The sequence below is a fragment of the Sphingobium agri genome (genome assembly GCF_023051225.1).
In the GTDB taxonomy this organism is placed as follows: domain Bacteria; phylum Pseudomonadota; class Alphaproteobacteria; order Sphingomonadales; family Sphingomonadaceae; genus Sphingobium; species Sphingobium agri.
In genome coordinates this window covers 233,066-256,770 of sequence record NZ_JALKHS010000011.1, presented here as the reverse complement: position 1 = coordinate 256,770, position 23,705 = coordinate 233,066, and the positions used below count along the sequence as shown (strand labels likewise).

The following is a 23,705-nucleotide window of genomic DNA, read 5'->3' as shown; positions in this document are numbered from 1 at the left end:
TCTTGATGCACAGCGCTCTCACCGTTGCGTTTCGGGCAGCGGCGTCCATTCCTTGTCAGCGGGCAGGGGCGCGAAAAAGCTGTCGATCACGGCGTCATCCACCTCTTGCGCCGTGGCCGGATTCCATTTGGGCGCATTGTCCTTGTCGACGATCACCGCGCGCACGCCCTCGATGAAGTCGGGGCGGCGGATAACCCGGCAGGCGACGCGATATTCATTGCGCATATTGTCGGCGAAATCGGTGAAGGCCGCGCCGTCGCGCAACTGGCGCAGGGCGACCTTGACGGTTTGCGGCGACTTGGTGGCGATCGTTGCCAGCTGTTGCTGCGCCCAGTCGGACCTATCGGCGCGCAGGGCGGCCATGATGTCTTCGATCCTATCGGCGGCGAAGAGGCGATCGATGTCGGCCCGTTGCTCCGTCAGCGAGGATGCGGGCGCGGTCTCGTTCGCTTGGTCGAGAATGGCGGCCAGATCATCTGGACGGTCGAGGATGGCTTCCTTGATCGCATCCAGCTTGTCCGAAGCGATATAATGGGTGGCGATGCCGATCGCGGTGCAGTCCGCTCCATTGATCCGCGCGCCTGTGACGGCGAGCCACGTGCCGATCCGGCCTGGAAGGCGGGGGAGGAACCATCCGCCACCCACGTCAGGGAAAAGGCCGATGCCGGTTTCGGGCATGGCGAAGGTCGTCCGCTCGGTCGCGACGCGATAGCGGCAGGGGAGCGACAGGCCGACGCCCCCACCCATCACGATGCCGTCGATGAAGGCGACGATGGGCTTTTCATAGGTGAACAGCAGATGGTTCATCCGATATTCGTGACGGAAGAAATGCTCCGCTTCGACCCCGTCAGCCTTGGCGCTGCTGGCGATGAGGGCGATGTCGCCGCCCGCGCAGAAGCCGCGTCCTTCGGCATGGTCGATCATCACCGCCTTGATGACCGGATCGCTGCGCCATTCGAGAAGCGCGACATTGATCGCATCGCACATCTCCAGCGTCAGCGCATGGAGGGCTCGGGGGCGATTGAGGCGGATGCGCCCGACGCCGTTGCTTGCCGATATCAGCAGTTGGTCGGTCATGGTCGGCCCCTTCACTGACGCAGCAGATCGCGCGCGACGATCATGCGCATTACCTGGTTCGTGCCTTCCAGGATCGAATGCACCCGCAGGTCGCGCCAAAAGCGTTCGACCGGATAGTCCATCAGATAGCCGTAGCCGCCATGCAGTTGCAGCGCGCGGTCGGCGATGGCTGACCCGGCGTCGGTGGCAAGGCGCTTGGCCATCGCGGCGAAGCGGGTCTTGTCGGGCGCGTTTTCCGTCACCTTGACCGCCGCCATGTAGAGCAGCGCGCGCGCCGCCTGAAGTTCCGTCTCCATGTCGGCCAGGGTGAATTGCGTGTTCTGGAAGTCGGCGATGGCCTGCCCGAACTGCTTGCGGTCCTTGGTGTAGGCGATGGCTTCGTCCAGGCAGCGCTGCGCCCCGCCCAGCGAGCAGGCACCGATGTTGAGCCGTCCACCATCAAGGCCCATCATCGCGATCCGGAAACCTTCCCCTTCGGCGCCGACGAGATTTTCCGCGGGCACGCGGACATTGTCGAAATTGACCTGCGCGGTAGGCTGCGAATGCCAGCCAAGCTTGCGCTCCTGCGCGCCGAAGCCGACGCCCGGCATGTCCTTTTCGATGACGAGGCAACTGATGCCCTTGGGCCCGTCCTCGCCCGTGCGGACCATGGTGACATAGATGTCGTTTTCACCGCCGCCGGAAATGAATTGCTTGGAACCGGTGACGAGATAGTCGCTGCCGTCCTTCACGGCGCGCGTCTTGAGCGCCGCCGCGTCCGAACCTGATCCCGCTTCGGTCAGGCAATAGCTGCCCATCCGATCCATCGGCACCATAGAGGGCAGATATTTGTCTTTGACCGGCTGCGCGCCGAAGCGGTCGATCATCCAGGCGGCCATGTTGTGGATCGATATGAACGCGCTGGTCGATGGACAGCCATAGGCCATGGCTTCCATGATGAGCGCGGATTCCAGCCGTCCAAGGCCAATGCCGCCGGATTCTTCCGACACATAGATGCCGCCGAAGCCAAGCTCTGCCGCCGCGCGGATCGTGTCGCGCGGGAAGATATGCTTTTCATCCCATTCAGCCGCATGGGGCGTGATCGCGTCGGCGGTGAAGCGCCGCGCCATGTCCTGGATCTGGCGTTGGTCGTCGGTAAGGTCGAACTGGGTCATCATGCATCCTGTGGAGTGATGGGAGAGCATGCGCTCTCCCCTCGCGGCTGTCACCCCATGGTGGGGATGACGAAGGCGCTGTCGCCGGACGCGCCGCCATCGGGCCAGCGCTGGGTGATGGTCTTCACCTTGGTCCAGAATTTGACGCCTTCCATGCCATGCTGGTTGGTGTCGCCAAAGGCCGACCGCTTCCAGCCGCCGAATGTGTGATAGGCGACCGGCACCGGGATCGGCACGTTGATGCCGACCATGCCGACATTCACCCGCGCGGCGAATTCGCGCGCGGCATGGCCGTTGCGGGTGAAGATGGCGACGCCATTGCCATATTGATGCTGGCTGGGCAGGGCGAGCGCGTCCTCGAAGCTTTCGGCGCGCACCATTTGCAGCACGGGGCCGAAGATTTCTTCTTGGTAGGTGCGCATCGTGGGCTTTACTTGGTCGAACAGCGTCGGGCCGACGAAGAAGCCCTGCTCATGCCCCTGCAGCGTGAAGCCACGGCCATCGACGACCAGTTCAGCCCCTTCATCGACGCCCATCTGAATATAGTTTTCGATCTTCGCCTTGTGCGCGGCGTTGATCACCGGACCATAATGGGCTTCGGGATCGGTCGAGACGCCGACGCGCAGCGCCTGGATCGCGGGGATCAGCTTTTCGCGCAGAGCGAGCGCGGTCTTTTCACCCACCGGCACGACGACGGGCAGCGCCATGCAGCGTTCGCCAGCCGAACCAAAGGCCGCACCGGACAGATCGTTGACGACCTGGTCGAGATCGGCGTCCGGCATGACGATGCCGTGGTTCTTCGCGCCGCCCATTGCCTGCACGCGCTTGCCGTTGTCGACGCCGCGCTTGTAGACATAGTGGGCGATGTCGGACGATCCGACGAAGCTGATCGCGCCGATATCCGGGTGGTCAAGGATGGCGTCGACCATTTCCTTGTCCCCCTGGATGACCTGGAAAATGCCCTCGGGCAGGCCAGCTTCCAGAAAGAGTTCGCCAAGGCGCACGGGGACGGACGGATCGCGCTCGGATGGCTTCAGGATGAAGGCGTTGCCGGTGGCGATCGCGACGCCCGACATCCACAGCGGGATCATCGCCGGGAAGTTGAACGGCGTGATGCCAGCGCCGATGCCGATCGGCTGGCGCATGGAATAGACATCGATGCCGGGGCCCGCGCCCTGGGTATATTCGCCCTTCAGCGCATGGGGGATGCCGCAGCAAAATTCGATGACTTCCAGGCCGCGCTGAATGTCGCCCCTGGAATCGGCGATCACCTTGCCATGTTCGGACGAGAGCAGATGGGCGAGTTCGTCCATGTTCTTCTCGACCAGCGCCTTGAAGTTGAACATGACGCGGGCGCGCCGCTGCGGATTGACCGCTGCCCAGGCAGGCTGCGCCGCCTTCGCCGCTTCGACCGCCCGGTCGAGCAGCGCACGGTCGCCCAGGGCGACGCGGGCCTGAACCTGCCCGTCATTGGGATTGAACACATCACTGTAACGCGCAGCTTCGCCGTCATGGGCAAAGGCGAGCTTGTGGGAAATATCGCGCATGGCATCCTCTCGATGAGATTTGCCTTATCATGCCGAAAGGCGATAATGCATTCAATTCCCCTTTATTGCAGAGTTGATCTGCATTTTTGCATGGGTGCGGTTGATGTTCGATTGGGACGATTTGCGGATATTCCTGACGGTCGCGCGGTTGAAGCGAGTGGCTCCGGCGGCGCGGATGCTCGGCATTGATGCGACGACGATTTCCCGCCGATTGTCGCGCCTGTCACAGGCGCTCGATGCGCAATTGTTCGAGCAGACGGGGGCGGAAAGGGCGCTGACGGAGCATGGTGCGGCCTTGCTCCGCCATGCAGAAAGCATCGAGAGCGCGGCAATGTCGGCCATCGTCGATGTGAAGGGGGAACGGCACAGTCTGAACGGACAGGTGCGCTTGTCCGTGGCGGAAGGCTTTGGCCGATGGATATTGGCGCCTGCGATTCCCGGCTTTCATGCGCGTCATCCCGGCATCCGGCTGGACGTCATCACCGCTTCCGGTTTCCTTAATCCGTCAAAGCGGGAGGCGGACATGGCGGTGATGCTGGCGCGGCCGCAGCGCGGGCATCTGGCGGTGCGCAAGCTCGCTGATTACACGCTGCATCTCTATGCCTCGCCCGCCTATCTCGCGGCGCGCGGCGCTCCGGCAGCCCGGGAACAGCTGCATGAGCATATGCTGATCGGCTATGTCCCCGAGTTCCTCTATTCGCCGGAACTGGATTATCTGGACGAGGTGCAAGCGGGGTTGGAAGCCTCGCTAAGGTCCAGCAGCATCGGCATGCAGCGCCAACTGATCCTGGACGGCGCAGGCATCGGCGTGCTGCCGGATTTCATCGTGGCCGATGATGAGACGCTGGTGCGCCTTTTCCCGGAGGAGGTGGAGATTGCACGCTCCTTCTGGCTGGTGACGCACCCGGAAATGGCGAAGCTCGCCCGCATCTTGGCGGTGTCCGACATGCTGCGAGAACGATCGGAAGCACTGCTGGGCCGGGGCGCTTCAGTCAGTTGAAGCACCCCGGCGGAGGTAGCGAGGTCAGGCGACCAGACGCGGTTCGACCGGGTCCTGCGGTACGCCCTTGGGCTTGCCGACATCATAGACGCGGGTCAGCAGGCCGATGAAATTGGTGTCATGCAGCGGATCGCTCGGCATCTCGAAGATTTCGCCGCGCGCCCGAAGGTCCTTCACGAAAATCTCGAACGCCATGTCTGTCGTGATGTCGTCTGTATGGTCGCGCGAAATCCGCAGGTCGTTAAGGTCAGTGTAAACCTGGGCGTTCCAGTGAAGGAGCAGACGGAACTCCTGCTCCGGGATCTTCGCCACCACATCGTCGCCGGTCATGATCCGCCAGCCGCCAGCCACATCAGGATCAGCCGACATGGTCGAATTGATGGCTAAGCCCGCCGGTTTGCGCTGATCAACCGGGCCACAGCCCTGCGCGGTGTGGAACATCATCTCATTTTCCACGATGACGCCGCGTCCCCACATCGGCGCTTCCAGGCAGGCGGGATCATTTTGCGGCCCGTTCGGCCAATAGTGGAAGCCGCCGCCGATCGAACCCTGATAATACCAGGCGATGACCTGCGCCTTCTTCGCCTGCCAGCGTTTGAAGAGGCCGGACTTGGCCATGATGTTCAGCAACCAGATCGGGCAGTTGACTTCGTACAGGCCGCGAAACTGCGTGCCATCGACATGCGGCGAACCGCCCGCCGAGCTTGGACCCTGAATGTTGAACATCAGCTGGTCGCATTCGACATAGGGCGTGTTCCAATAGCTGCGCGCCATGTCCAGGAACTTCTTGTTGTAGAAGCAGTCGTCGAGTTCCGGAAAGCGATTGACGCCGTTGTCGGCGATGTAGCCGCGAAACACCGGGTTCATGAACATGTCCCAGGTCGGCGTGAAGCCTTCCGGAATGGAGCCGGTGGAGGTCGCGATCACTTCTTCGGGCGAAGAGAAATATTGCGCGAGAATGAGGGACCAGGGGCCTTCGCGGCGGATGACGTCCAATAGCCGCTGATGCTGGTCTTCGGTGTAGAGATCGTCGACGATCCGGGGCGGCGCGACGGGCAGAAAAGTGGAAGCGACATCGGCAGGCATATGCTCTCTCCAGCGATCGATTTCCCCGCGCGAACGGCAGGGTCGAAGGTGGAATATCCCATCGTCGCCCAGCCTGCAATAATTTCCGAAAATATGTTCGACTATTCGCCGCGCCGCGAGGCCACTCCGTCGAGCACCAGTGCCAATGTGGTGCGCCAGCGGGGGAGGGCAGTATCGGCATAACGGTCGGGATGCGCGGCGATGACCGGCACATCTTCCGCCGAACGCTGATCGATCGAAGCGCGCACGGCGTCGCGATATTCCGCTTCGCCGCCTGCCACCGCGCGGGCGTAGGAAGAAAGGAACGCGCCGCCCAGCACGATCAGGTCGATGGAGCGTAACAGGTCGAGCGCTTCCGGCAGGTCGAACCCGCGCGCCAGCATGACTTGCAGCCATTGTTCCGAACTGTCGATTTCGACCGCAGGTCCCAGATTGCCGCTGACGAGGGTGGAGACAAGCTGCCCCTCCTCCACCAGCTTGTGGAGCGCTTGTGCATATTGGGTGGCATATTGGCGCCAGGATTGGCCTTCGTCCTCCGGGAAGGTGGCGGCCCCCGAAGCGCGCTGCGCCGCCAGCCGGACTAGTTCCTTCCGCCCGGTGACATAGGTGTAGAGCACCGCCGGGCGAACGCCGAGCCGATCGGCGAGCGCCGCGATCCTCAGGCCATCCAGCCCCATCTCGATCGCTGCGTCCAGGATCTGCGCCAAGGTCAATCGCCGCGGCCGTCCGACAGAGCGGGCAGCAGGTGGCGGCCCTTCCGCCTCGACAGGGGAAGATTCAAGATTTTCGCTGCTCATCGGCCGACCCATAACGATGGAAGCATCAGGCGTCGATCCGATGCGATGGGTCAAGGAAGCTGGCGAAGGATGATCGATCCGAACGATTATGCGCGCTTCGCGACATAAATTGGGGCTGATGACGCGCCAGAGCATGCGGTAGGCATCGGCGGCCGAGAGCGGGCATGGTATAAGGCTGTTGGAGAGGCAGGGGAGAAAATCCGGTGGGGACAAGCCTGGTCCATCTCATTGGAGTGGCGAGCCGGCATGCGCTGACGGAAAGCGGGCAGGATCTCGATGCGATCATGGCGACGATGGAGGGCGAGCCGACCTACCAATATTTCCCTGTTGGGCGAAGCTTTACGGGATACGAAAAGACGCGCCGCCTCTACCGCCATTTCATCGATGACGTGCAGCCGCGTATCGCGAACTACCATGTGATCAGTGAGTCCGTCGGCCCGCAGGGCGTAGTGCAGGAATATGATATCCAGATCAGGTTGATCGGGGAAACAGAGCTCAGCTGGCATCGCATCATGGCGATCCTGGTCTTTGGAGAACAGGGGCTGACCGGAGAGCGCATGTATTCGGATGAAGCGCTGTTTCGGACGCTGACGGGCCCCATCTGGGATGAGATGGAGACGATCTCGCCCGATCCTCAACAGATATGAACGACGTGTATCAGGACTTTCTCCAGACAGGCGACGACTTCAATGGCCTCCAATTCTTTGCAACATCTTCTTTCCCCCGGCCGGATCGGCGGCATGGAATTGCGCAACCGGATCGCCGTGACGGCCATGGGGGCGAGCCTTGCCGAAGCCGATGGCCAGTGCGGCGAGCGGATCATTCGTTATCATGAGGAGCAGGCGAAGGGCGGCGTCGGGCTCATCATCACGGGCGTTGCCGGTGTGGCGTGGCCGGTCGGAGGCAATCAGGTCAACCAGATCGCGATTTCGGACGATCGCTTCCTGCCGGGCCTGACGGCGCTCGTGGAAGCGGTCCACAAGCATGGCGCGAAGATCGCGCCGCAAATCCATCATGGCGGCCTTGTCGCGATGGGGGATATGCTGGGCGGCCGACCAGTCTGGTGCCCGTCGCTGCCCGAAGCACCCGAAGGCGACTTTACAGAGGCGTTCCTGCTCGAAGAACTCGCCGTCGCGCCGTTCAGCAAGATCCAGGCTGTCAGCTTCAAGGAAATGACGCTTGAGGACATCCGGACGGTCGTCGGCCAGTTCGCCGCCGCCGCAGACCGGGCGAAGCGCGCCGGGTTCGATGGCGTGGAAATTCATGGTGGGCATGGATATCTTCTGTCGTCCTTTATCTCGCCGAAATCGAACCGGCGGACGGATGCCTATGGCGGGCCGCTGGAGAACCGCGTCCGCATCCTGGTCGAGGTCATTCAGGCCGTTCGGCAGGCTGTAGGTCCTGACTTCCCCGTCTGGTGCAAGCTGGACTCTCGCGAAGTCGGGAAAAAAGGCGGCCTAACGATCGAAGACGCCGCGAAGGTCGCCCGCATGGCTGAGGCCGCAGGCGCCGACGCGATCACGGTGACGGCCTATCACGACACGGCGCAGGGAAAGCTGCACTCGGGATCGCACACGCCGCACGAACCTGCCGTGAACCTTCCCTATGCGGCGCAGATCAAGGCTGCGGTCTCCATTCCCGTCATCGCATCCGGCCGGATCGAGCCTGATGTCGGCGACAAGGCGATTGCCAGTCGGCAGATCGACTTTGTTTCAATGGGCCGCAAGCTGCTGGCTGATCCGCACCTGCCGCGCAAGCTGACGGAAGGGCGGGCGGCAGATGTCTTGCCCTGCATCTATTGCTATACCTGCATCAGCGCCATCTATGTCTGCGATCCGCTGCGCTGCGCGGTCAATCCGGAAACGGGATTTGAATATCTGCGTTCGGAAGCGCCATCGTCGGCGACCAAGCGGATAGTGGTCATTGGCGGTGGACCGGGCGGCATGGAAGCCGCGCGCAGGCTGGATGGCCTGGGGCATCAGGTCATCCTGCTTGAACAGGGTGAATATCTGGGCGGCACGTTGCGCTTCGCGGCCCTTGCCTATCCGGCGAATGAGCGGTTGCTTGACTGGCTGCAACGGCAGATCGCGTCTTCGAAGGTCGATGTGCGGCTGCGCACCCCCGCGACGCCAGAGCTTCTGCGTACGCTTCAGCCTGACGCGGTCGTGGTCGCGACGGGCGCGGTGCGTGGGATGCCGGACATTCCGGGCAATGACCTGGCCCATGTGTTCTCGGGCGATGACATGCGCCGGATGGTGCTTGGCCAAAGTTCCGACGAACTCAAGCGCAAGACCGGGTTGCTGACGCGGGCCGCGACGAAGCTCGGCTCCATAACCGGCATGACCGCCAATCTCGATTTCGTGCGCAAGGCGACGCATCAATGGATGCCGCTGGGCAAGCGGGTCGTCATTATCGGTGGAGAACTGGTCGGCCTTGAACTGGCAGAGTTCCTGAATGAACGTGGCCGCGAGGTGATCGTGGTCGATGATGCCCCGCGCCTTGGCGCCGGTCTGACGATCGTCCGCCGGATGCGGTTGCTCGCGGAACTGAAGGAGCATGGCGTTCAGCTTCATCCCGGATCGAGCGCCATCCGGATCGACCGGGATGCCGTCCGCTTCAAGGACAAGGATGAGGTGGAGCAGTCGGCCGCTGCCGATCATGTGATTGTCGCGAAGGGCGCAACCGGGGACCTGACGCTCGCTAATCAATTGGAGGAGCAAGGCTTTGCCGTTCATGTCGTCGGCGATGCCAAGGGGGTTGGTTATATCGAGGGGGCGATGCGCGGCGCGGCGGCAGCGGTGGACGCAATAGCCGGGTGAATGCCCGGCCCATATTCATGCGGAACCAGCGGGGGAATGTGCGCTGCGGTCCGGAAATGTCGATGATCGAGGCCATATGAACCGGACTGATACACGCCTTTCCTTTCAGGATGTGGAGCCTGCGGCGGCGGGCGGCGGCAATGGGACGCGGGGGAAGAAGGGCCGCCGCGGCTGGCGCCGCGCTGTCCTGACCGGTGCTGGCGCCATTGCCGTCCTGGGCGGCGCATATTGGGCCTATAGGGAGAACCTGTTCCGGCCGGTCCCCTCGATCGACTATAGCGGGCCGACGGCGGGCTGGAGCTATTATGGCGGGGATGCGGGCGGGACGCGCTATTCACCGCTAACCCAGATTACGCCTGAAAATGTCTGGGCGCTAAAGCCTGCATGGACCTATCATATCGGGATGGTGACGGCCCCTGAGCCGCTTTCCCCGACATTCCAGGCGACGCCGATCATCGCGGAAAACCGGCTGTATCTCTGCTCCGGTAACGGCCGCATCGCGGCGGTGGACCCGGAGACGGGCAAGGAAATCTGGGCCAAGCAGCCAAGCTCGGACAATTTCAGCACCTATCTGCTGAACTGCCGTGGCGTCACCTATGCGCGTGACGAAAGCGTGCCAGCGGGTGCGGAATGCGCGGGGCGGATCTTCGCCGGGACGTTGGACGGGCGGCTGGTAGCGCTCGATTCCGCCACGGGCCGCGAGTGCCGCTCCTTCGGCCGCAACGCCGTGGTCGATCTGAAACCGGGCCTTGGCAAGATGGAGCGGGGCGACCTGTCCATCTCTTCGCCGCCCGTCGTCATCGGCAATGCCATTGTCGTGAATGGCCGGCTTACCGACAATATGCGGGTCGACATGCCCGCGGGTGCAATCCGTGCCTTCGACATCCATTCCGGCAAGCCCTTATGGTCATGGAACGGCCTGCCGCCGGGGATGAGCGATGCCAAGGATGCGCCCAAGGGTGAGCAGTTCGTCCGGCGCACGCCCAATAGCTGGGCGCCGATGGCGGTCGATCCGAAGCTTAACCTCGTCTATGTGCCGATGGGCAACGCACCGCCCGACCATTATGCCGCCAACCGGCGTGGCCTGGACCATTATGCAAGTTCGGTCGTGGCGCTTGACGGAACGACTGGCGAGGTCAAATGGCGGTTCCAGACGGTCCATAACGATGTGTGGGACTATGATCTTCCCGCGCAGCCGGTGCTGTTCGACTTGCCCACGGGCAAGGGGTCCATCCCCGCGCTCGCACAGACCACGAAGGTCGGGCATATCTTCATTCTCGATCGGCGCACCGGCAAGCCGATCTTCCCCGTCGTCGAACGGCCCGTCCCGCAAGAGGGCAAGGTGCCGGGCGAAAAGCTGTCGCCCACCCAGCCATTCCCCGCCAATCCCGCGTTCATCATTCGTGACCCGGATTTGCGCGAAGAGGATATGTGGGGCTTCACCCCCTATGACAAATATAAGTGCCGGGAACTGTTCCGATCGGTGAACTATAAGGGCGTCTTCACCCCTCCCTCGACAAAAGGGTGGCTGCAATGGCCAAGCTTCGAAGGCGCTTCCAACTGGGGCGGGGTGACGATCGATCCGCAACGCGGCATCCTGATCGCCAACACGACGCAGGTGGGCGCGATCATGAAGCTGATCCCGCAGGCAGAGATCGCGTCCCGCACCGCCGCGGGCGAGGCCATCCTGCCCACGAAGGGCGCGCCCTACGGTCTGCAGATGAAGCCGATGCTGTCGCCATTCGGCGCGCCATGCAACCGTCCGCCCTGGGGCCGCTTGACCGCGATCGATTTGAAAGCAGGCAAGACGCTCTGGAATGTACCACTTGGCACCACGCGCGACCAGGCGCCACCGCCCATGTGGTTGAAGCTTGGCGTGCCGAACCTTGGCGGCAGTATCGCCACGGCTTCGGGACTCGTGTTCCTTGGCGCGACTACGGACAATTATCTGCGGGCCTATGACATCGCTTCCGGCAAGGTCGTGTGGCGCGTTCGGCTGCCTGCCGGGGGACAGGCTACGCCCATGACCTACCGCCTGAAAAAGGATGGCCGCCAATATGTGGTGATCGCTGCGGGCGGGCACAAATTCCTTGGCACCAAGCTTGGGGACTCACTGGTCGCATACGCCTTGCCCAAATGACCTGTCCGGCGGCGGCTGATCAATCTTGTCGCCGCCGCCGCGTCTTTCCAATAAGAGAGGGGAAAGACTCAGCCCGCATAAGGCGCGGCGGATGGAGAGCGCGGCAGTGCACGAATATGTCAGCTGGACGGAGGAACGGCTTGCGACGTCGCGCCTTCCCGGTGTGCTCGTCCGGCTCAACCTTCCTCATGGCGGGCATCTGCCGCACCATTTGGCGGGACGCGTAGCAACTCATCAGGTAGGGCTTTGGACGTCCAGCATCCACCGGCCACGCGGGCGTTTCCGCTATGCCAACCAGCGCGATTATCATGAGATGAAGCAGGCGACGTTCGTCCCCGCCGAAATCGACTGGGTCGCCGAAGTCGAGGAGTCAGGGCCGCTGAAGCCTGCGATCTTCTGCGACTTTGAAAATGACTATATTCACGAGACGACCGGCATCGATCCGCATCATTGCACTGAGCAGTTGATGGCGTGCGAGAATGGCGATGTGTCTCAACAGGCTTTGAGGTTGCTGGCGGATGAGCTTCGTGCGCCAGGCTTTTCCCATGCCGTGAAGGTGGATTCCTTGTGCCGGTTGATTCTGGTGGAACTGGCGCGGCAACTCGACAGCGCGGGTCCCGATGCAGGCGGAGGCGGGAAGGGCAAGCTTGCCGCATGGCAACTGCGCCGCATCCGCGATCTTGTGGAAACCATTGAGGGGCGTCCGTTGACCGTGTGTCGGCTGGCCGAGGAATGCGGCATCAGCGCCCCCCATCTGCGCCGCCTGTTCAGGGCAACGATGGGCACGTCCGTCAGCACCTATGTCGAAGGCATTCGGCTGGAACGCGCAAAGGCAATGCTTGCCGACCGGACGCTGCCGCTGAAGGGGATTGCTCACCGTCTGGGCTTTGCCAACGCAAGCGCCTTTTCCGCCGCGTTCAGGCGTGAGGCGGGGACCAGCCCCAACAAATACCGGCAGCAGATTATCGCCTGACACTCCCGTGCCGACCGGGCTTGTGTGGTCTGCCTGAACGCCGGGCGAGCAAGACCAAGGAACGGCTTCATCAAAGGCGCGTTTGCGGTCTTGAAATACAGGGAGATGAAAAAATGCGCATCACATTGATGATCGTCGGCGCCGGGCTCACGCTCGCGGCCTGTAATCAGGCGAGTGAACAACGCACCGCCGACGCATTGGACTCCGCTTCGAATACAGCAGAGCGCGCGGGCGACCGCATCGAAAATGTGGCGGACAATGCGCTTAACTCCTTGAAACCGGCACCGAACGCGCAGGAGTTCGTGAACCTTGCCGCCAAGAGCGATGCGTTCGAAATCGCCGCGGCGAAACTGGCTGCCACCAATGCCGCGTCGCCCGAGGTGAAGGCGTTCGCGCAGCAGATGATCAAGGCGCATTCGGAATCCACCGCGAAGATCAAGGCAGCTGCTGGCAAGTCACGCCCGACCGTGGCGCCCGACCCGGCGCTGACGGCTGATCAGAAAGAAGAGCTGGACGAGCTGCGGCAAAAGAAGGGCGCGGCCTTTGACGAGGAATATGTCGATGGGCAGGTGGATGCGCATGAGGATGCCCTGGCGCTGATGCGATCCTACGCATCCGGCGGCACGCATGCTGCGTTGAAGGCGGTAGCGGGCGAGATCGCGCCGGTTGTCGAAGGCCATTTGAAGATGGCGCGTGATCTGGAGGCGAAGACTGATAAATAACGGTCCGGCAGCGGCAGCCTGCACGGAGCCGCTGTTCCGGTCTCTGCCTTGTCCTGAACGCATGAAATGAACCTGTTTGACCTCGACCTTGCTCTGCCAATCCTTGGCGCTATCGTCGCCGGTGGTATCGTTGGCGCCGAGCGGGAATATCGCGCCAGCCCTGCCGGTTTTCGCACGCATATTCTGGTCAGCCTGTCCTGCGCGCTGTTGATGCTGGCGGCCGTGCACCAGGTTCGGTGGCTCAGCGACACGCCGGACGATATCATCCGGATCGATCCCGTGCGCATGGCGCATGGCGTGCTGACTGGTATCGGCTTTCTGTGTGGCGGCGTGATATTTCGCGAAGGGTTCAACGTCCGGGGCCTCACCACCGCTGCATCGCTATGGTCCACATCCTCGCTAGGCGTGCTGTTTGGTGTCGGCTTTTACAGCCTCGCCATCGGGGGTACGGTGGCGACTTTGCTCGTCCTGACGGCGGTGACCATATCCGACCGCTTCCTGCCGCAGCGCCGCCATGCCCTCGTCAAGGTGCGCTATGATCGTGGTTCGCCGGTTTCGCAGACGGCGTTCCGCTCTCTTCTCGCCGACGCTCATCTGCATCCCAGTTCGATACGGCAGCAGCTGAAGGATGATTATCTGGAATTCAGCACGACGGTCGCGGGTGATAATGAGGAGAAGATGGAGCTCCTGACCAGCGCGCTGAGGCAAGATGCGCATGTCGTGGGCTTCGACTATGTGCCCCATGGGACATAACCCAATGGTTATCGATCCTGTCAACTAGACTGGAGCGGCTGGCGAAGGGGCTCTCCCGAGGATCATGTCGGAAGCCTTCTCAGCAATCATGATCGTCGGCGCATTGGTGTTGCCGGAAACCACCTGCGGCATGATGGAAGCGTCCACGACGCGCAGTTGCTCGATCCCGTGCACCCGCAGGCTGGCGTCCACGACCGCGTCATCCCTGCTGCCCATCTTGCACGTCCCGGCAGCATGATGATCGTTGGTCAGGGTCGCGCGGATATATGCGTCGAGCGCCGTATCATCGTCCAAGTCGCGAACGGGAATGTCTGCCTTCACGCCAAATTCCTGGAAGGCTGGCTGGCGGTAAATCTCGATCGCCGTACGCAAGGCCGCTCGTAGGCGCTTCCGGTCCCCCTCTTCCCCCAGATAATTGGCGTCCAGGATCGGCAAGGCCGACGGATCTGCGGAAGCGATGCGCAACTCGCCCCGGCTTTCCGGCACGGTAAGCTCCATCCGGTTGACCATGCCATGTTCGGGCAAGGGATTGCCCGTCATATGGTCGAGCCTGATGGGGACGAACTGATATTTGATGTCCGGCACCGCCTGTTCCGGCAGCGATCGGATCATGCCCACCGCCTCGATCGAACATTCCGCCATGAAGCCACTTCGGCCAAAGACCCCGCGCATCAACTCCTTTCCGGCATAAAGCGGGCTCAGCAGCCTAGCTTGCGACAAGGGCGCGGTGCAGGTCGCGTGGGCAGTGATGCTGGCATGATCGTGCAGATTGCGGCCCACGCCCTTCAGGTCCGCATGAGCGGCAATGCCGTGGGAGGCCAGTTGGTCGCCATCGCCGATGCCGGAAAGCAGAAGCAGATGTGGAGACTGGAACGCACCGGCGGACAGGATCACTTCGCCCGCCGCGAAGCGATGCAGGTTCCTGCCTTGCCGCAGTTCGATGCCGGTGGCCCTTTGCTTCTCCAATATGATGCGGGTGACGTGCGCACCCGTCATCACCGTCAGGTTCGGCCGATGGCGGGCAGGACGGAGATAGGCCGACGCCGTACTCCAGCGCCGCCCCCGCCAGATCGTGGACTCGGCAGGCCCGAAGCCTTCCCTGCGCGCCCCGTTTATATCTTCATTATAGGGATAGCCCGCCTGTACCCCCGCCTGAATGAAGGCCTTTGCCAGCGGATTGTTCACTGGCGACCGCTGCACATGCAGAGGTCCTCCCGTGCCATGATAGGCGTCCTCCCCGCATGCATGATCTTCCGCGCGCTTGAAGTAGGGCAGCACCTCCCGATAGCTCCAGCCATCATTCCCCATCGCGGCCCAACCATCATAGTCCTGCGCGGCGCCACGGCAGTAAAGCATGCCGTTGGTGGAGCTTGACCCGCCCAGCACCTTGCCGCGCACATCGCGCATGACCCGGCCATCGACATGGGCCTGCGGGGCGGTGGGATAGACCCAGGCGAACTTGCCGGGCCGGTACATGGCGGTGAAGAAGCCGGGCATATGGATCAGGGGGCTGCGATCGACAGGGCCAGCCTCCAGCAGCAGCACGTGCAATCCCGTGCCATCCGTCAGGCGATTGGCCAAAACGCAACCGGCTGACCCGGCGCCGACGATGATGATGTCAAAATGCTTTCGCGCCACTGGCCACGTCTCTCCTGCCGGGCATTGATGCAGCGGAGGAGCGTCTCTTCCTCCCGATGCTCATGCCTCTTGCGAACGAGTGGTACTCAACTGTTCGGTTGCCGTAAAGGAGGATGCATGCCCTCTTAGACGACGCCATTTCCTAACCTGAGATGGCGGCTGTTTCGATCGGCGGAACCCGGCCCCCATGAAAGGAGTCGCTTGTAGACCTGGCGCATCATGCGCGCTGGCAAGGAGGTTCTCATGGCTCAAAAAGGTGCAGGCGGTAATCCGGGGGCGATCACGAAGAAGGGCGGCGATGGCGCCAGCGGAAGCACGGGCACGGGGCGCGGCGGCGGCAACAACGCGCGCGGCTCGCAGTCCGCTTCGAAGGGCAAGGACAAGCAGATGCAAGCGCAGGAGAATGCCGCTCAAAAGCGCAAGGACGAAGGCGGCTACCAATAACCGCTAGGATTTGGGCCGTTCATCCCGGCGAGGAAGGCGCGAGACTGACGTCCAGAAAGTCCTTCAGCGCCTTCCATGACAGGATATGCGCGGCGCGATCATAGCGCATGCGGGGGTCGCCGAGCGAACCGACATCTTCATTGGTGAAGCTGTGGAAGGCCGTACCGTAATTGGTCAGCTGCCAGTCCGCCTCCGCATGCCGCATCTCTTCCTCGAAAGCGGCCACATCTTCCGGCGGCACGAGCGGGTCACGATCGCCGGTGAACACAGCGATCCGCGCCATCTTCTGATCAGGGCGTGCCGGTGCGTTCGTCGTCAAGAGGCCGTGGAAGCTGCCGACAGCGGCGACCGGCGCACCCGACCGCGCCAGTTCCAGCACGGTAAATCCGCCAAAGCAGAAGCCGATCGCCGCGCATTGCGTAGCATCCACGCCGGAGATCGCGAGCAGCTCGTCAAACCCCGACCGCACTCGTTGCCGCAGCAGCGGAGGATCGTCCTTGAACCGCTGAAGAGCCGCGAACATCGCCTCGCCTTGCAGCACATGGCCGCCGCCATGCATGTCCGCCGCCAGCACGAAATAGCCGTCCTCTGCGAGCATGGCGCAATGACGCCGGACATTGCCGCCGATTCCATCTGCTTCATGGACGACCAGCATCGCCCTGCCATTAGGCTGACCCGAAGGGCAGTAGATTTCGCCGATCAATTCGACATCGCCGTCGCGATAGACATGCGGTTGGCCAGCGGCGATCGAGTTCATGCGCGTCTCCCAAGCGGTTTGCAGGCTCAACCTTGTGGGTAGGAAATCGATCCCGCCTCAATGCAGCCCAATGGCGTGTAATGCGGCCTTCAGGCCTTGGCCCGCGCATGTTCCAGATGGAAGTCGATCAACGCCGCGCAGGTGTCTTCCAGCGCCTGTGCCGGACCCTGGCTGCCGAAGACATGATGCGTCGCCATCGCGCCCTCGATGACGAGGATCAGCCCGTCAGCCAGCTTCTCCGGCTCGGCCACGCCCAGATCCCGGCTAAGGTCGCAAAACAGCGCACGGAAATCGGACTTGCAGCTTTCCACGATCAGGCGGCCCGGATGACCGGGCTCGGGCAGTTCGACCGCGACATTGCTGATCAGGCAGCCGCGAAAATCGGCCCGGCGCATCTTTTCCGCCTTGTGCCGGATAACGGCGTCCAACCGATCGCGCGGGTCCGGACCGGCCGCGTCCAGCGCCGCGTAAATACTCGCCCGGCCCGCCTCCACATCTTCCCGCAGGCAGGCGGCGACAAGTTCGTCCTTTGACCGGTATGCGCGGTACAGGCTGGGTTTGGTGACGCCTGCCTCGCAGACGATCTCATCCACCCCCACGGCCCTGATTCCGCGCCTGTAGAAGAGGTCCTTGGCGGTCTCGAATATCTTCGAAGCTGCTGTTTTCTTTGGCGTTCCTTCCGCGCAGCCGCAATCGGAACCAAATGTCAGGCCCATAAACAAAAATTCCGCATCCTCTCGCTTGACGGCCATGTAACAGATCGGTACGTACCGCGCAAGAGACGTACCGGTCAGTAACATAACCGTAAGATAAGTGTGGGGCAGACGATGTATCTTTCCAAAGTCAAAGCCGACTCGGAAATCCAACAGGATGCGCCTGAAGGACGGCGTTGGAAGCCTGCCTACCTTATGCTTCCGGCGGCAGGGGTGCTCGCCATATGGGCGGGCATGAGCTGGTGGAACGGCGCGCCCGCACCCGCCGCGCCGCCTCCGGCCGTGGTCACCGTGGCCACGCCTCTGTCCCGGATGGTCGTCGATTGGGACGATTATGTCGGCCGGTTCGAGGCAAGCAAGGCAGTGGAGGTCCGGCCCCGCGTGTCAGGCCAGCTTGTCGGCATCCACTTCCGCGATGGCGATGTGGTGAAGAAGGGGCAACTGCTCTTCACCATTGACCCGCGACCCTTCACAGCCGCGTTGCAGGAATCGCAGGCACAGGTCGCCAGTGCATCGACCGCATTGGGGCTCGCGCGGGCTGAGCTTGGCCGTGCCACGCGGCTGATCGCTGACGAAGCCGTCAGCGCGGAGGAAGTCGATTCCCTTCGCGCCCGGGTGCGATCGGCGCAGGCGCAGCTTGCCGCCGCCCAGGCAGGTGTACGGGCGCGCCGCCTCAATGTCGAGTTCGCCTATATTCGCGCGCCGATCACCGGGCGGATTTCCGACCGCCAGGTGGATGTCGGCAATCTGGTGGCGGGCGATACGGCCGCTGGGGCAACGGTGTTGACGACGATCAACGCGCTCGACCCGATCTACTTCTCCTTCAACGGCTCCGAAGCGCTCTACCTGAAGCATCGCCGCCAAGCGGATGCGAGCCAGCAGGTGGAGATCCGGCTCCAGGACGAAACCGGCTACAAGTGGAAGGGCAGGGTCGACTTCACCGACAATGCGATCGATCGCGGGTCGGGCACCATCCGGGGCAGGGCGGTCGTTTCCAATCCTGAATCCTTCCTGGTGCCCGGCATGTTCGGTAATATGCGCCTGGGCTCTGGCGCGCCGCATCGCGCGCTGCTGGTCCCGGATGGGGCCGTCATGACCGATCAGGCGCGCAAGCTGGTATATGTCGTCAACAAGGATGGCAGCACCACGGCCAAGCCGGTCCAGATCGGCGCGCTCGCCAATGGCCTGCGGGTCATCCGGTCGGGCCTGTCGCCATCCGATCAGGTGGTCATCCAGGGCAGCCAGTTCATCCAGCCCGGCGCGAAGGTCAAACCCGTCGCGGGGCGTATCGAAGCAGCACCGTCATCGACCAGCGAACCGGTTTCCGCGCCGGTCGCGTCGCAGGCCACGCTGGCCGACTGACCATAGGGCCGGCATGGGAGCCGCAGCGCCGGACGGCGCCACGGCGGCCCCTGCCCGGGAAAGGGAATAAGGGAAGAGATCATGCGTCTCAGCCACGTCTTCATCAAACGGCCGATCTTCGCCGGCGTCATCGCAGTGATCATCACCATCGTCGGCGCGCTTGCCTATTTCGGCTTGCCCGTCGCGCAATATCCCGACGTCGTGCCCCCCACGGTCACGGTCAGCGCCAACTATCCGGGCGCGTCGTCCGAAACGATCGCCGACACCGTGGCCGCGCCGCTGGAGCAGGAAATCAATGGCGTCGACGACATGCTCTACATGTCGAGCCAATCGACCGGCGACGGACGGCTGACCATCACCGTCACCTTCAAGCAGGGCACCGACCTGGATGAAGCGCAGGTGCTGGTGCAGAACCGGGTCGCGCTCGCCGAACCCCGGCTGCCCGAAGATGTGCGGCGCCAGGGCGTCGTGACACGCAAGACGACGCCTGACTTTCTGCTGGTCGCGAACTTGATTTCGCCCGGCAACACGCTCGATCGCGCTTACCTTTCCAACTATGCGCTGACCCAGATGAAGGACCGGCTCGCGCGCATCGACGGCGTGGGCGAGGTTCGCATCTTCGGCGCGCGTGACTATGCGATGCGCGTGTGGATCGATCCCGGCCGGGCGGCTGCGCGCAACATGACGGCGGGCGAGATTGTCGAGGCGCTTCGGTCCCAGAATGTACAGGTCGCCGCCGGCGCCATCGGCAAACCGCCGGAAAGCAGCGCGCCCGCCTATGAGGTGAACCTGGAAACGCAGGGCCGCTTCACCGCGCCCGATCAGTTCGCCAACATCGTCATCAAAAGCGATGGCGATGGCCGCCTGACCCGTCTGTCCGACGTTGCCCGAGTGGAGCTGGGCGCGGAGGATTACGGCATCAATACCTATTTGTCCGGCCAGCCTTCGGTCGGCATCGGCATCTTCCAGCGCCCGGGCAGCAATGCCCTGGCCTCGGCGGACGCCGTGCTTGCCGAGCTGAAGACGATGTCCGCCAAATTCCCGGCTGGCATGGAATATCGCGTCATCTACAATCCCACCGACTTCATCCGGGAATCGGTGAGCGCGGTCCAGCACACGCTGCTGGAGGCGGTGGTGCTGGTCGTCATCGTCATCCTCGTCTTCCTGCAGAGCTGGCGCGCGGCGATCATTCCCGTGCTTGCAATCCCCGTGTCGCTGGTCGGGACCTTCGCGGTGCTGGCGGGGCTTGGCTATTCGCTCAACAACCTGTCGCTGTTCGGGCTGGTGCTCGCCATCGGCATCGTGGTCGACGACGCCATCGTCGTGGTCGAAAATGTCGAGCGCAATCTGGAACATGGCATGACCCCGCGCGAGGCGTCACATCGGTCGATGGACGAAGTGTCGACCGCGCTGGTCGCCATCGTGCTTGTGCTGTGCGCGGTGTTCATCCCGACGATGTTCCTGACGGGCCTGACGGGTGAATTCTACCGCCAGTTCGCCGTCACGATCTCGGCGGCGACGATCATCTCGCTCATCCTGTCGCTGACCTTGTCGCCTGCGCTCGCCGCCTTGCTGCTGCGTCCGAAGGCGGAGGATGAGCCCGAAGGCCGGTGGAAGCGCATGGCCTATCGCGGGGGCAAGCGGTTCAACGCCGCCTTCGATCGCCTAAGCCATTGGTATGCCGCCGTCACCCGCGCGATACTGGGGCGGTTGAAGCTGGTGCTGCTCATCTATGTCGGGCTGGTCGGCCTGACCGCGCTGGTGTTCATGTCCACCCCGGCAGGGTTCGTGCCCGCGCAGGACCAGGGCTACGCCGTGACGGCGGTGTTCACGCCGTCCGGCACGTCGCTCGCCCAGACCGACAAGGTGCTGCGCGAAACAGCGGCCAAGATGGGCAAGATCCCCGGCGTCAAGGGAACCGTCATGCTGACCGGCTATCATGCGCCCAGCGGCACCGTCGCCCCCAACGCCGCAGCGGCCTTCCTCGTCTTCGACAGCTTTGAAGAGCGCGGCAAGCATGGCTGGACAGAACAGTCCATCATGGCCGAGGCGCGCAAGATCGCGGCGCAAGTCAATGAAGGGCGGGTATTCGTCATCCCGCCGCCGCTGATCCGTGGCATCAGCACCGGCGGCGGCTTCAAGATGATGATCCAGGATCGATCGGGGCGCGGCTATGCGGAACTGAACAAGATCATCGGCGGGCTGCTCGCCGAGGCGAACAAGGACCCCAACCTCTTCTTCGTGCATACGAAGTTCGAGGCGTCGGCTCCCCGCATCTTTGCCGATGTCGATCGTGCCAAGGCGGACATGATCGGCGTGTCGCCCGCCCGCGTGTTCGAAGCGATGCAGGTCTATCTGGGTTCTGCTTATGTGAACGACTTCAACCTGCTGGGGCGCACCTACCGCGTGATCGCGCAGGCCGACCTGCCGTTCCGGGATGATGCGGGCGACGTCGCGCAGCTGAAGACGCGCTCGGCCTCGGGCGAGATGGTGCCGGTGGGCGCCGTCGCCACCCTGCATGACAAGACGGGGCCCTATCGCGCCGTTCGCTACAATCTCTATCCCGCGATCGATGTTGAGGGCGATGTCGCGCCCGGCCATTCCTCGGGTCAGGCGATGGCGGCGATGGAGCGGCTGGCGGCGAAGCTTCCGACCGGGGTCACCACCGAATGGACGGAGGTCGCCTATCTTCAGAAGGTGGCGGGCAATGCGGCCATATTGGTCTTCGCTGCGGCGACGCTCTTCGTCTTCCTGGTGCTGGCGGCGCAGTTTGAAAGCCTGATGCTGCCGCTCGCGATCATCCTGATCGTGCCGATGACGCTGCTCGCTGCCATGATCGGGGTCAATCTGCGCGGCATGGACAATAATATCCTGACGCAGATCGGGCTTGTCGTGTTGATCGGCCTCGCCGCCAAAAATGCGATCCTGATTGTGGAGTTCGCCAAGCAGGCGGAAGAAGAAGGCATGGGCCCGATCGACGCTGTCGTTCGCGCAGCGCAGAACCGGTTGCGGCCGATCCTGATGACCAGCTTCGCCTTCATCCTGGGCGTGGTGCCGCTCGTCATCGCAAGTGGTCCCGGTGCGGAGTTGCGGCAGGCGCTGGGAACGGCGGTCTTCTCCGGTATGCTCGGCGTCACCTTCTTCGGCCTTGTCTTCACGCCAGCCTTCTACGTGGTCACTCGCGCGCTGTCGGAACGGATGCAGCGTTGGCGGGAGCGGAAGGGGCCACCTCGCGCAGCGCCCGTGCTGGGTCCAGCGGAATGAGAAAGATGATGACGACACGATATCTGCTGATCGGCGCAGCCTCCCTGACGCTCGCCGCCTGTGCTGCGGGGCCAGACTATGTCCGTCCGCAGCCGGGGGCCAGCGCGCAGGGCCAGTTTGTCGCGGCACGGCCCGATATCACCACGCCTGATGCGCCGCAGGACGGCTGGTGGCGCCTGTATCAGGACCCGGTGCTTGACGGCCTTGTCGGCAACGCCCTGGCCGCCAATACCGACCTGCGGGTCGCGATCGCCAATCTGGAACGAGCGCAGGCGTCGCTGAGGGAAAGCCGCACGCAATTGCTGCCCCAGACCACCGTTTCGGCACAGCCTACCTATGGCCGCACCTCCGCGCTCCAGCGGGCGCCCGGCTTGCCAGCGGAAGACTGGCGCATCGATGCGGGCCTGAACGTCAATTATGAGGTCGATCTGTTCGGCCGCGTTCGCCGCGCGCTCGAAGCGTCACGCGCCGATGTGGGTGCCGCTGTCGCCGCCGCCGATGCCGTGCGCGTCACCGTGGTTGCCGAGACGGTCAGGGCCTATGCCGACGCATCGTCGGCGGCCGAGCGGATCGCGGTGGCAGAGCGCACGCTGGACCTGCTCGATCGCACCGTCGATCTCAGCGCCAAGCGCTTCGCCGCCGGGCGCACCAGCCGCCTCGACGTCGCGCGCGTGACTGCGCTGCGGAGCCAGCAGCAGGCGACCATCCCACCCCTTCGCGCCCAGCGCGACGCAGCGCTGTTCCGGTTGGCCCTCCTCACCGGAAGAGCGCCGGCTGACCTCCCCCCCGAGGTCGGCCAGCGCGCGGTCACCCTCAGACTGGATCGCCCCATTCCGGTCGGGGATGGCCGCGCGCTACTTGCCCGGCGGCCGGACGTGCGGGAGGCGGAGCGCAGACTTGCGGCTGAGACCGCCCGGATCGGCGTGGCAACGGCTGATCTGTATCCGCGCATCACCCTGGGCGGATCGATCGGATCGACCAGCAACACGATAAGCGACATGTTCGGGGCCGGACCGCTGCGCTGGCTTGCCGGGCCACTGCTCAGCTGGGCCTTCCCCAATATTGAAGGAGGCCGCGCGCGCGTGGCGCAGGCGGAAGCGTCCACCCGATCGGCGCTCGCGACATTCGACGGGGCGGTGTTGAAGGCGCTTCAGGAAACGGAAACGGCGCTGTCTGCCTATGCGCACAGGCTGGAACAGCGGCAGGCGCTGCAATCTGCAGTAGAGCAGGCGCGCGTCGCGGCGCGGATCAGCCGGGCGCAGCTTCGGGAAGGGCGGGCGGACTCGCTCACCGTCCTCGATGCCGAGCGGACATTGGCGGGCGCGGAGGCTGACCTGGCCAATGCCGATGCGCAGGTCGCCGCCAGCCAGATCGACCTGTTCCGGGCGCTCGGCGGCGGTTGGCAGACGGACGCGGCTCCGGTCGCTCAAGCGGCCAGCAGCGTCCAGTGATGAGGGGG

The 23,705-nt window shown here is 63.5% G+C and carries 19 protein-coding genes; 11 read left to right on the top strand and 8 right to left on the bottom strand.

Features of this window, described 5'->3' with window-relative positions; genetic code table 11:
• Positions 1-18: 18 nt before the first annotated feature.
• Genes MU848_RS14870 through MU848_RS14860 form a run of 3 tightly spaced genes read right to left on the bottom strand, consistent with a single transcriptional unit; the run spans position 19 to position 3,778 of the window.
• Entirely contained in the window at positions 19-1,077 is a 1,059-nt protein-coding gene (locus MU848_RS14870; RefSeq protein ID WP_247233795.1) for an enoyl-CoA hydratase/isomerase family protein, read from the bottom strand.
• Positions 1,078-1,088: 11 nt separating this feature from the next.
• Complete coding sequence (locus MU848_RS14865; protein WP_247233821.1) at positions 1,089-2,234, bottom strand: acyl-CoA dehydrogenase family protein; 1,146 nt, start codon at positions 2,232-2,234, stop codon at positions 1,089-1,091.
• Between the two features lie 47 nt (positions 2,235-2,281).
• The gene (locus tag MU848_RS14860) at positions 2,282-3,778 is read right to left on the bottom strand and encodes a CoA-acylating methylmalonate-semialdehyde dehydrogenase (protein WP_247233793.1); all 1,497 of its coding nucleotides are present in this window, start codon (positions 3,776-3,778) and stop codon (positions 2,282-2,284) included.
• 103 nt (positions 3,779-3,881) lie between these two features.
• Here MU848_RS14860 and MU848_RS14855 point away from each other — a divergent pair, with 103 nt between their 5' ends.
• Positions 3,882-4,778 carry a LysR family transcriptional regulator gene (locus MU848_RS14855; protein ID WP_097093617.1) on the top strand — a complete coding sequence of 299 codons (897 nt, stop codon included), beginning with the start codon at positions 3,882-3,884 and terminating at the stop codon, positions 4,776-4,778.
• A gap of 24 nt (positions 4,779-4,802) precedes the next feature.
• Here MU848_RS14855 and MU848_RS14850 read toward each other — a convergent pair whose 3' ends face one another.
• Both MU848_RS14850 and MU848_RS14845 read right to left on the bottom strand, forming a co-directional pair.
• Positions 4,803-5,864 carry a hypothetical protein gene (locus MU848_RS14850; protein WP_247233791.1) on the bottom strand — a complete coding sequence of 354 codons (1,062 nt, stop codon included), beginning with the start codon at positions 5,862-5,864 and terminating at the stop codon, positions 4,803-4,805.
• A 101-nt stretch (positions 5,865-5,965) separates the two neighbouring features.
• Positions 5,966-6,661: a hypothetical protein gene (locus MU848_RS14845; RefSeq protein WP_247233789.1), complete on the bottom strand. Its 696-nt coding sequence runs from the start codon at positions 6,659-6,661 to the stop codon at positions 5,966-5,968.
• Positions 6,662-6,864: 203 nt separating this feature from the next.
• On the opposite strand from MU848_RS14845, the gene MU848_RS14840 reads away from it, so the two are divergent.
• The 6 genes from MU848_RS14840 to MU848_RS14815 all read left to right on the top strand — a co-directional run bounded on the left by MU848_RS14840 (position 6,865) and on the right by MU848_RS14815 (position 14,068).
• Positions 6,865-7,308 carry a hypothetical protein gene (locus MU848_RS14840; RefSeq protein WP_247233787.1) on the top strand — a complete coding sequence of 148 codons (444 nt, stop codon included), beginning with the start codon at positions 6,865-6,867 and terminating at the stop codon, positions 7,306-7,308.
• A 42-nt stretch (positions 7,309-7,350) separates the two neighbouring features.
• On the top strand, positions 7,351-9,480 hold the full coding sequence (locus tag MU848_RS14835) for an oxidoreductase (RefSeq protein ID WP_247233785.1): 2,130 nt from the start codon (positions 7,351-7,353) through the stop codon (positions 9,478-9,480).
• 76 nt (positions 9,481-9,556) lie between these two features.
• Entirely contained in the window at positions 9,557-11,620 is a 2,064-nt protein-coding gene (locus MU848_RS14830; protein ID WP_247233783.1) for a pyrroloquinoline quinone-dependent dehydrogenase, read from the top strand.
• A 91-nt stretch (positions 11,621-11,711) separates the two neighbouring features.
• Positions 11,712-12,593 carry a helix-turn-helix transcriptional regulator gene (locus MU848_RS14825; RefSeq protein ID WP_247233781.1) on the top strand — a complete coding sequence of 294 codons (882 nt, stop codon included), beginning with the start codon at positions 11,712-11,714 and terminating at the stop codon, positions 12,591-12,593.
• A gap of 113 nt (positions 12,594-12,706) precedes the next feature.
• Positions 12,707-13,315 carry a DUF4142 domain-containing protein gene (locus MU848_RS14820; protein ID WP_247233779.1) on the top strand — a complete coding sequence of 203 codons (609 nt, stop codon included), beginning with the start codon at positions 12,707-12,709 and terminating at the stop codon, positions 13,313-13,315.
• Positions 13,316-13,381: 66 nt separating this feature from the next.
• Positions 13,382-14,068: an MgtC/SapB family protein gene (locus MU848_RS14815; RefSeq protein ID WP_247233778.1), complete on the top strand. Its 687-nt coding sequence runs from the start codon at positions 13,382-13,384 to the stop codon at positions 14,066-14,068.
• Positions 14,069-14,092: 24 nt separating this feature from the next.
• Here MU848_RS14815 and MU848_RS14810 read toward each other — a convergent pair whose 3' ends face one another.
• Positions 14,093-15,706 carry a GMC family oxidoreductase gene (locus MU848_RS14810; protein WP_247233776.1) on the bottom strand — a complete coding sequence of 538 codons (1,614 nt, stop codon included), beginning with the start codon at positions 15,704-15,706 and terminating at the stop codon, positions 14,093-14,095.
• A gap of 243 nt (positions 15,707-15,949) precedes the next feature.
• Here MU848_RS14810 and MU848_RS14805 point away from each other — a divergent pair, with 243 nt between their 5' ends.
• Positions 15,950-16,150, top strand: a complete 201-nt coding sequence (locus tag MU848_RS14805) for a hypothetical protein (protein ID WP_141397896.1) — start codon at positions 15,950-15,952, stop codon at positions 16,148-16,150.
• Positions 16,151-16,169: 19 nt separating this feature from the next.
• Here the strand turns inward: MU848_RS14805 and MU848_RS14800 are convergent, their stop codons facing one another.
• Positions 16,170-16,907 carry a dienelactone hydrolase family protein gene (locus MU848_RS14800; RefSeq protein WP_247233774.1) on the bottom strand — a complete coding sequence of 246 codons (738 nt, stop codon included), beginning with the start codon at positions 16,905-16,907 and terminating at the stop codon, positions 16,170-16,172.
• An 89-nt stretch (positions 16,908-16,996) separates the two neighbouring features.
• The gene (locus MU848_RS14795; protein ID WP_097093684.1) at positions 16,997-17,623 is read right to left on the bottom strand and encodes a TetR/AcrR family transcriptional regulator; all 627 of its coding nucleotides are present in this window, start codon (positions 17,621-17,623) and stop codon (positions 16,997-16,999) included.
• A gap of 111 nt (positions 17,624-17,734) precedes the next feature.
• Between MU848_RS14795 and MU848_RS14790 the strand changes: the two genes are divergently transcribed.
• The 3 genes from MU848_RS14790 (at position 17,735) to MU848_RS14780 (ending at position 23,697) form a co-directional block, all read left to right on the top strand.
• Positions 17,735-18,982, top strand: a complete 1,248-nt coding sequence (locus tag MU848_RS14790; RefSeq protein WP_247233772.1) for an efflux RND transporter periplasmic adaptor subunit — start codon at positions 17,735-17,737, stop codon at positions 18,980-18,982.
• A gap of 81 nt (positions 18,983-19,063) precedes the next feature.
• Positions 19,064-22,246, top strand: a complete 3,183-nt coding sequence (locus MU848_RS14785) for an efflux RND transporter permease subunit (protein ID WP_247233770.1) — start codon at positions 19,064-19,066, stop codon at positions 22,244-22,246.
• A gap of 5 nt (positions 22,247-22,251) precedes the next feature.
• The gene (locus tag MU848_RS14780; protein ID WP_380800943.1) at positions 22,252-23,697 is read left to right on the top strand and encodes an efflux transporter outer membrane subunit; all 1,446 of its coding nucleotides are present in this window, start codon (positions 22,252-22,254) and stop codon (positions 23,695-23,697) included.
• Positions 23,698-23,705 lie beyond the last annotated feature (8 nt).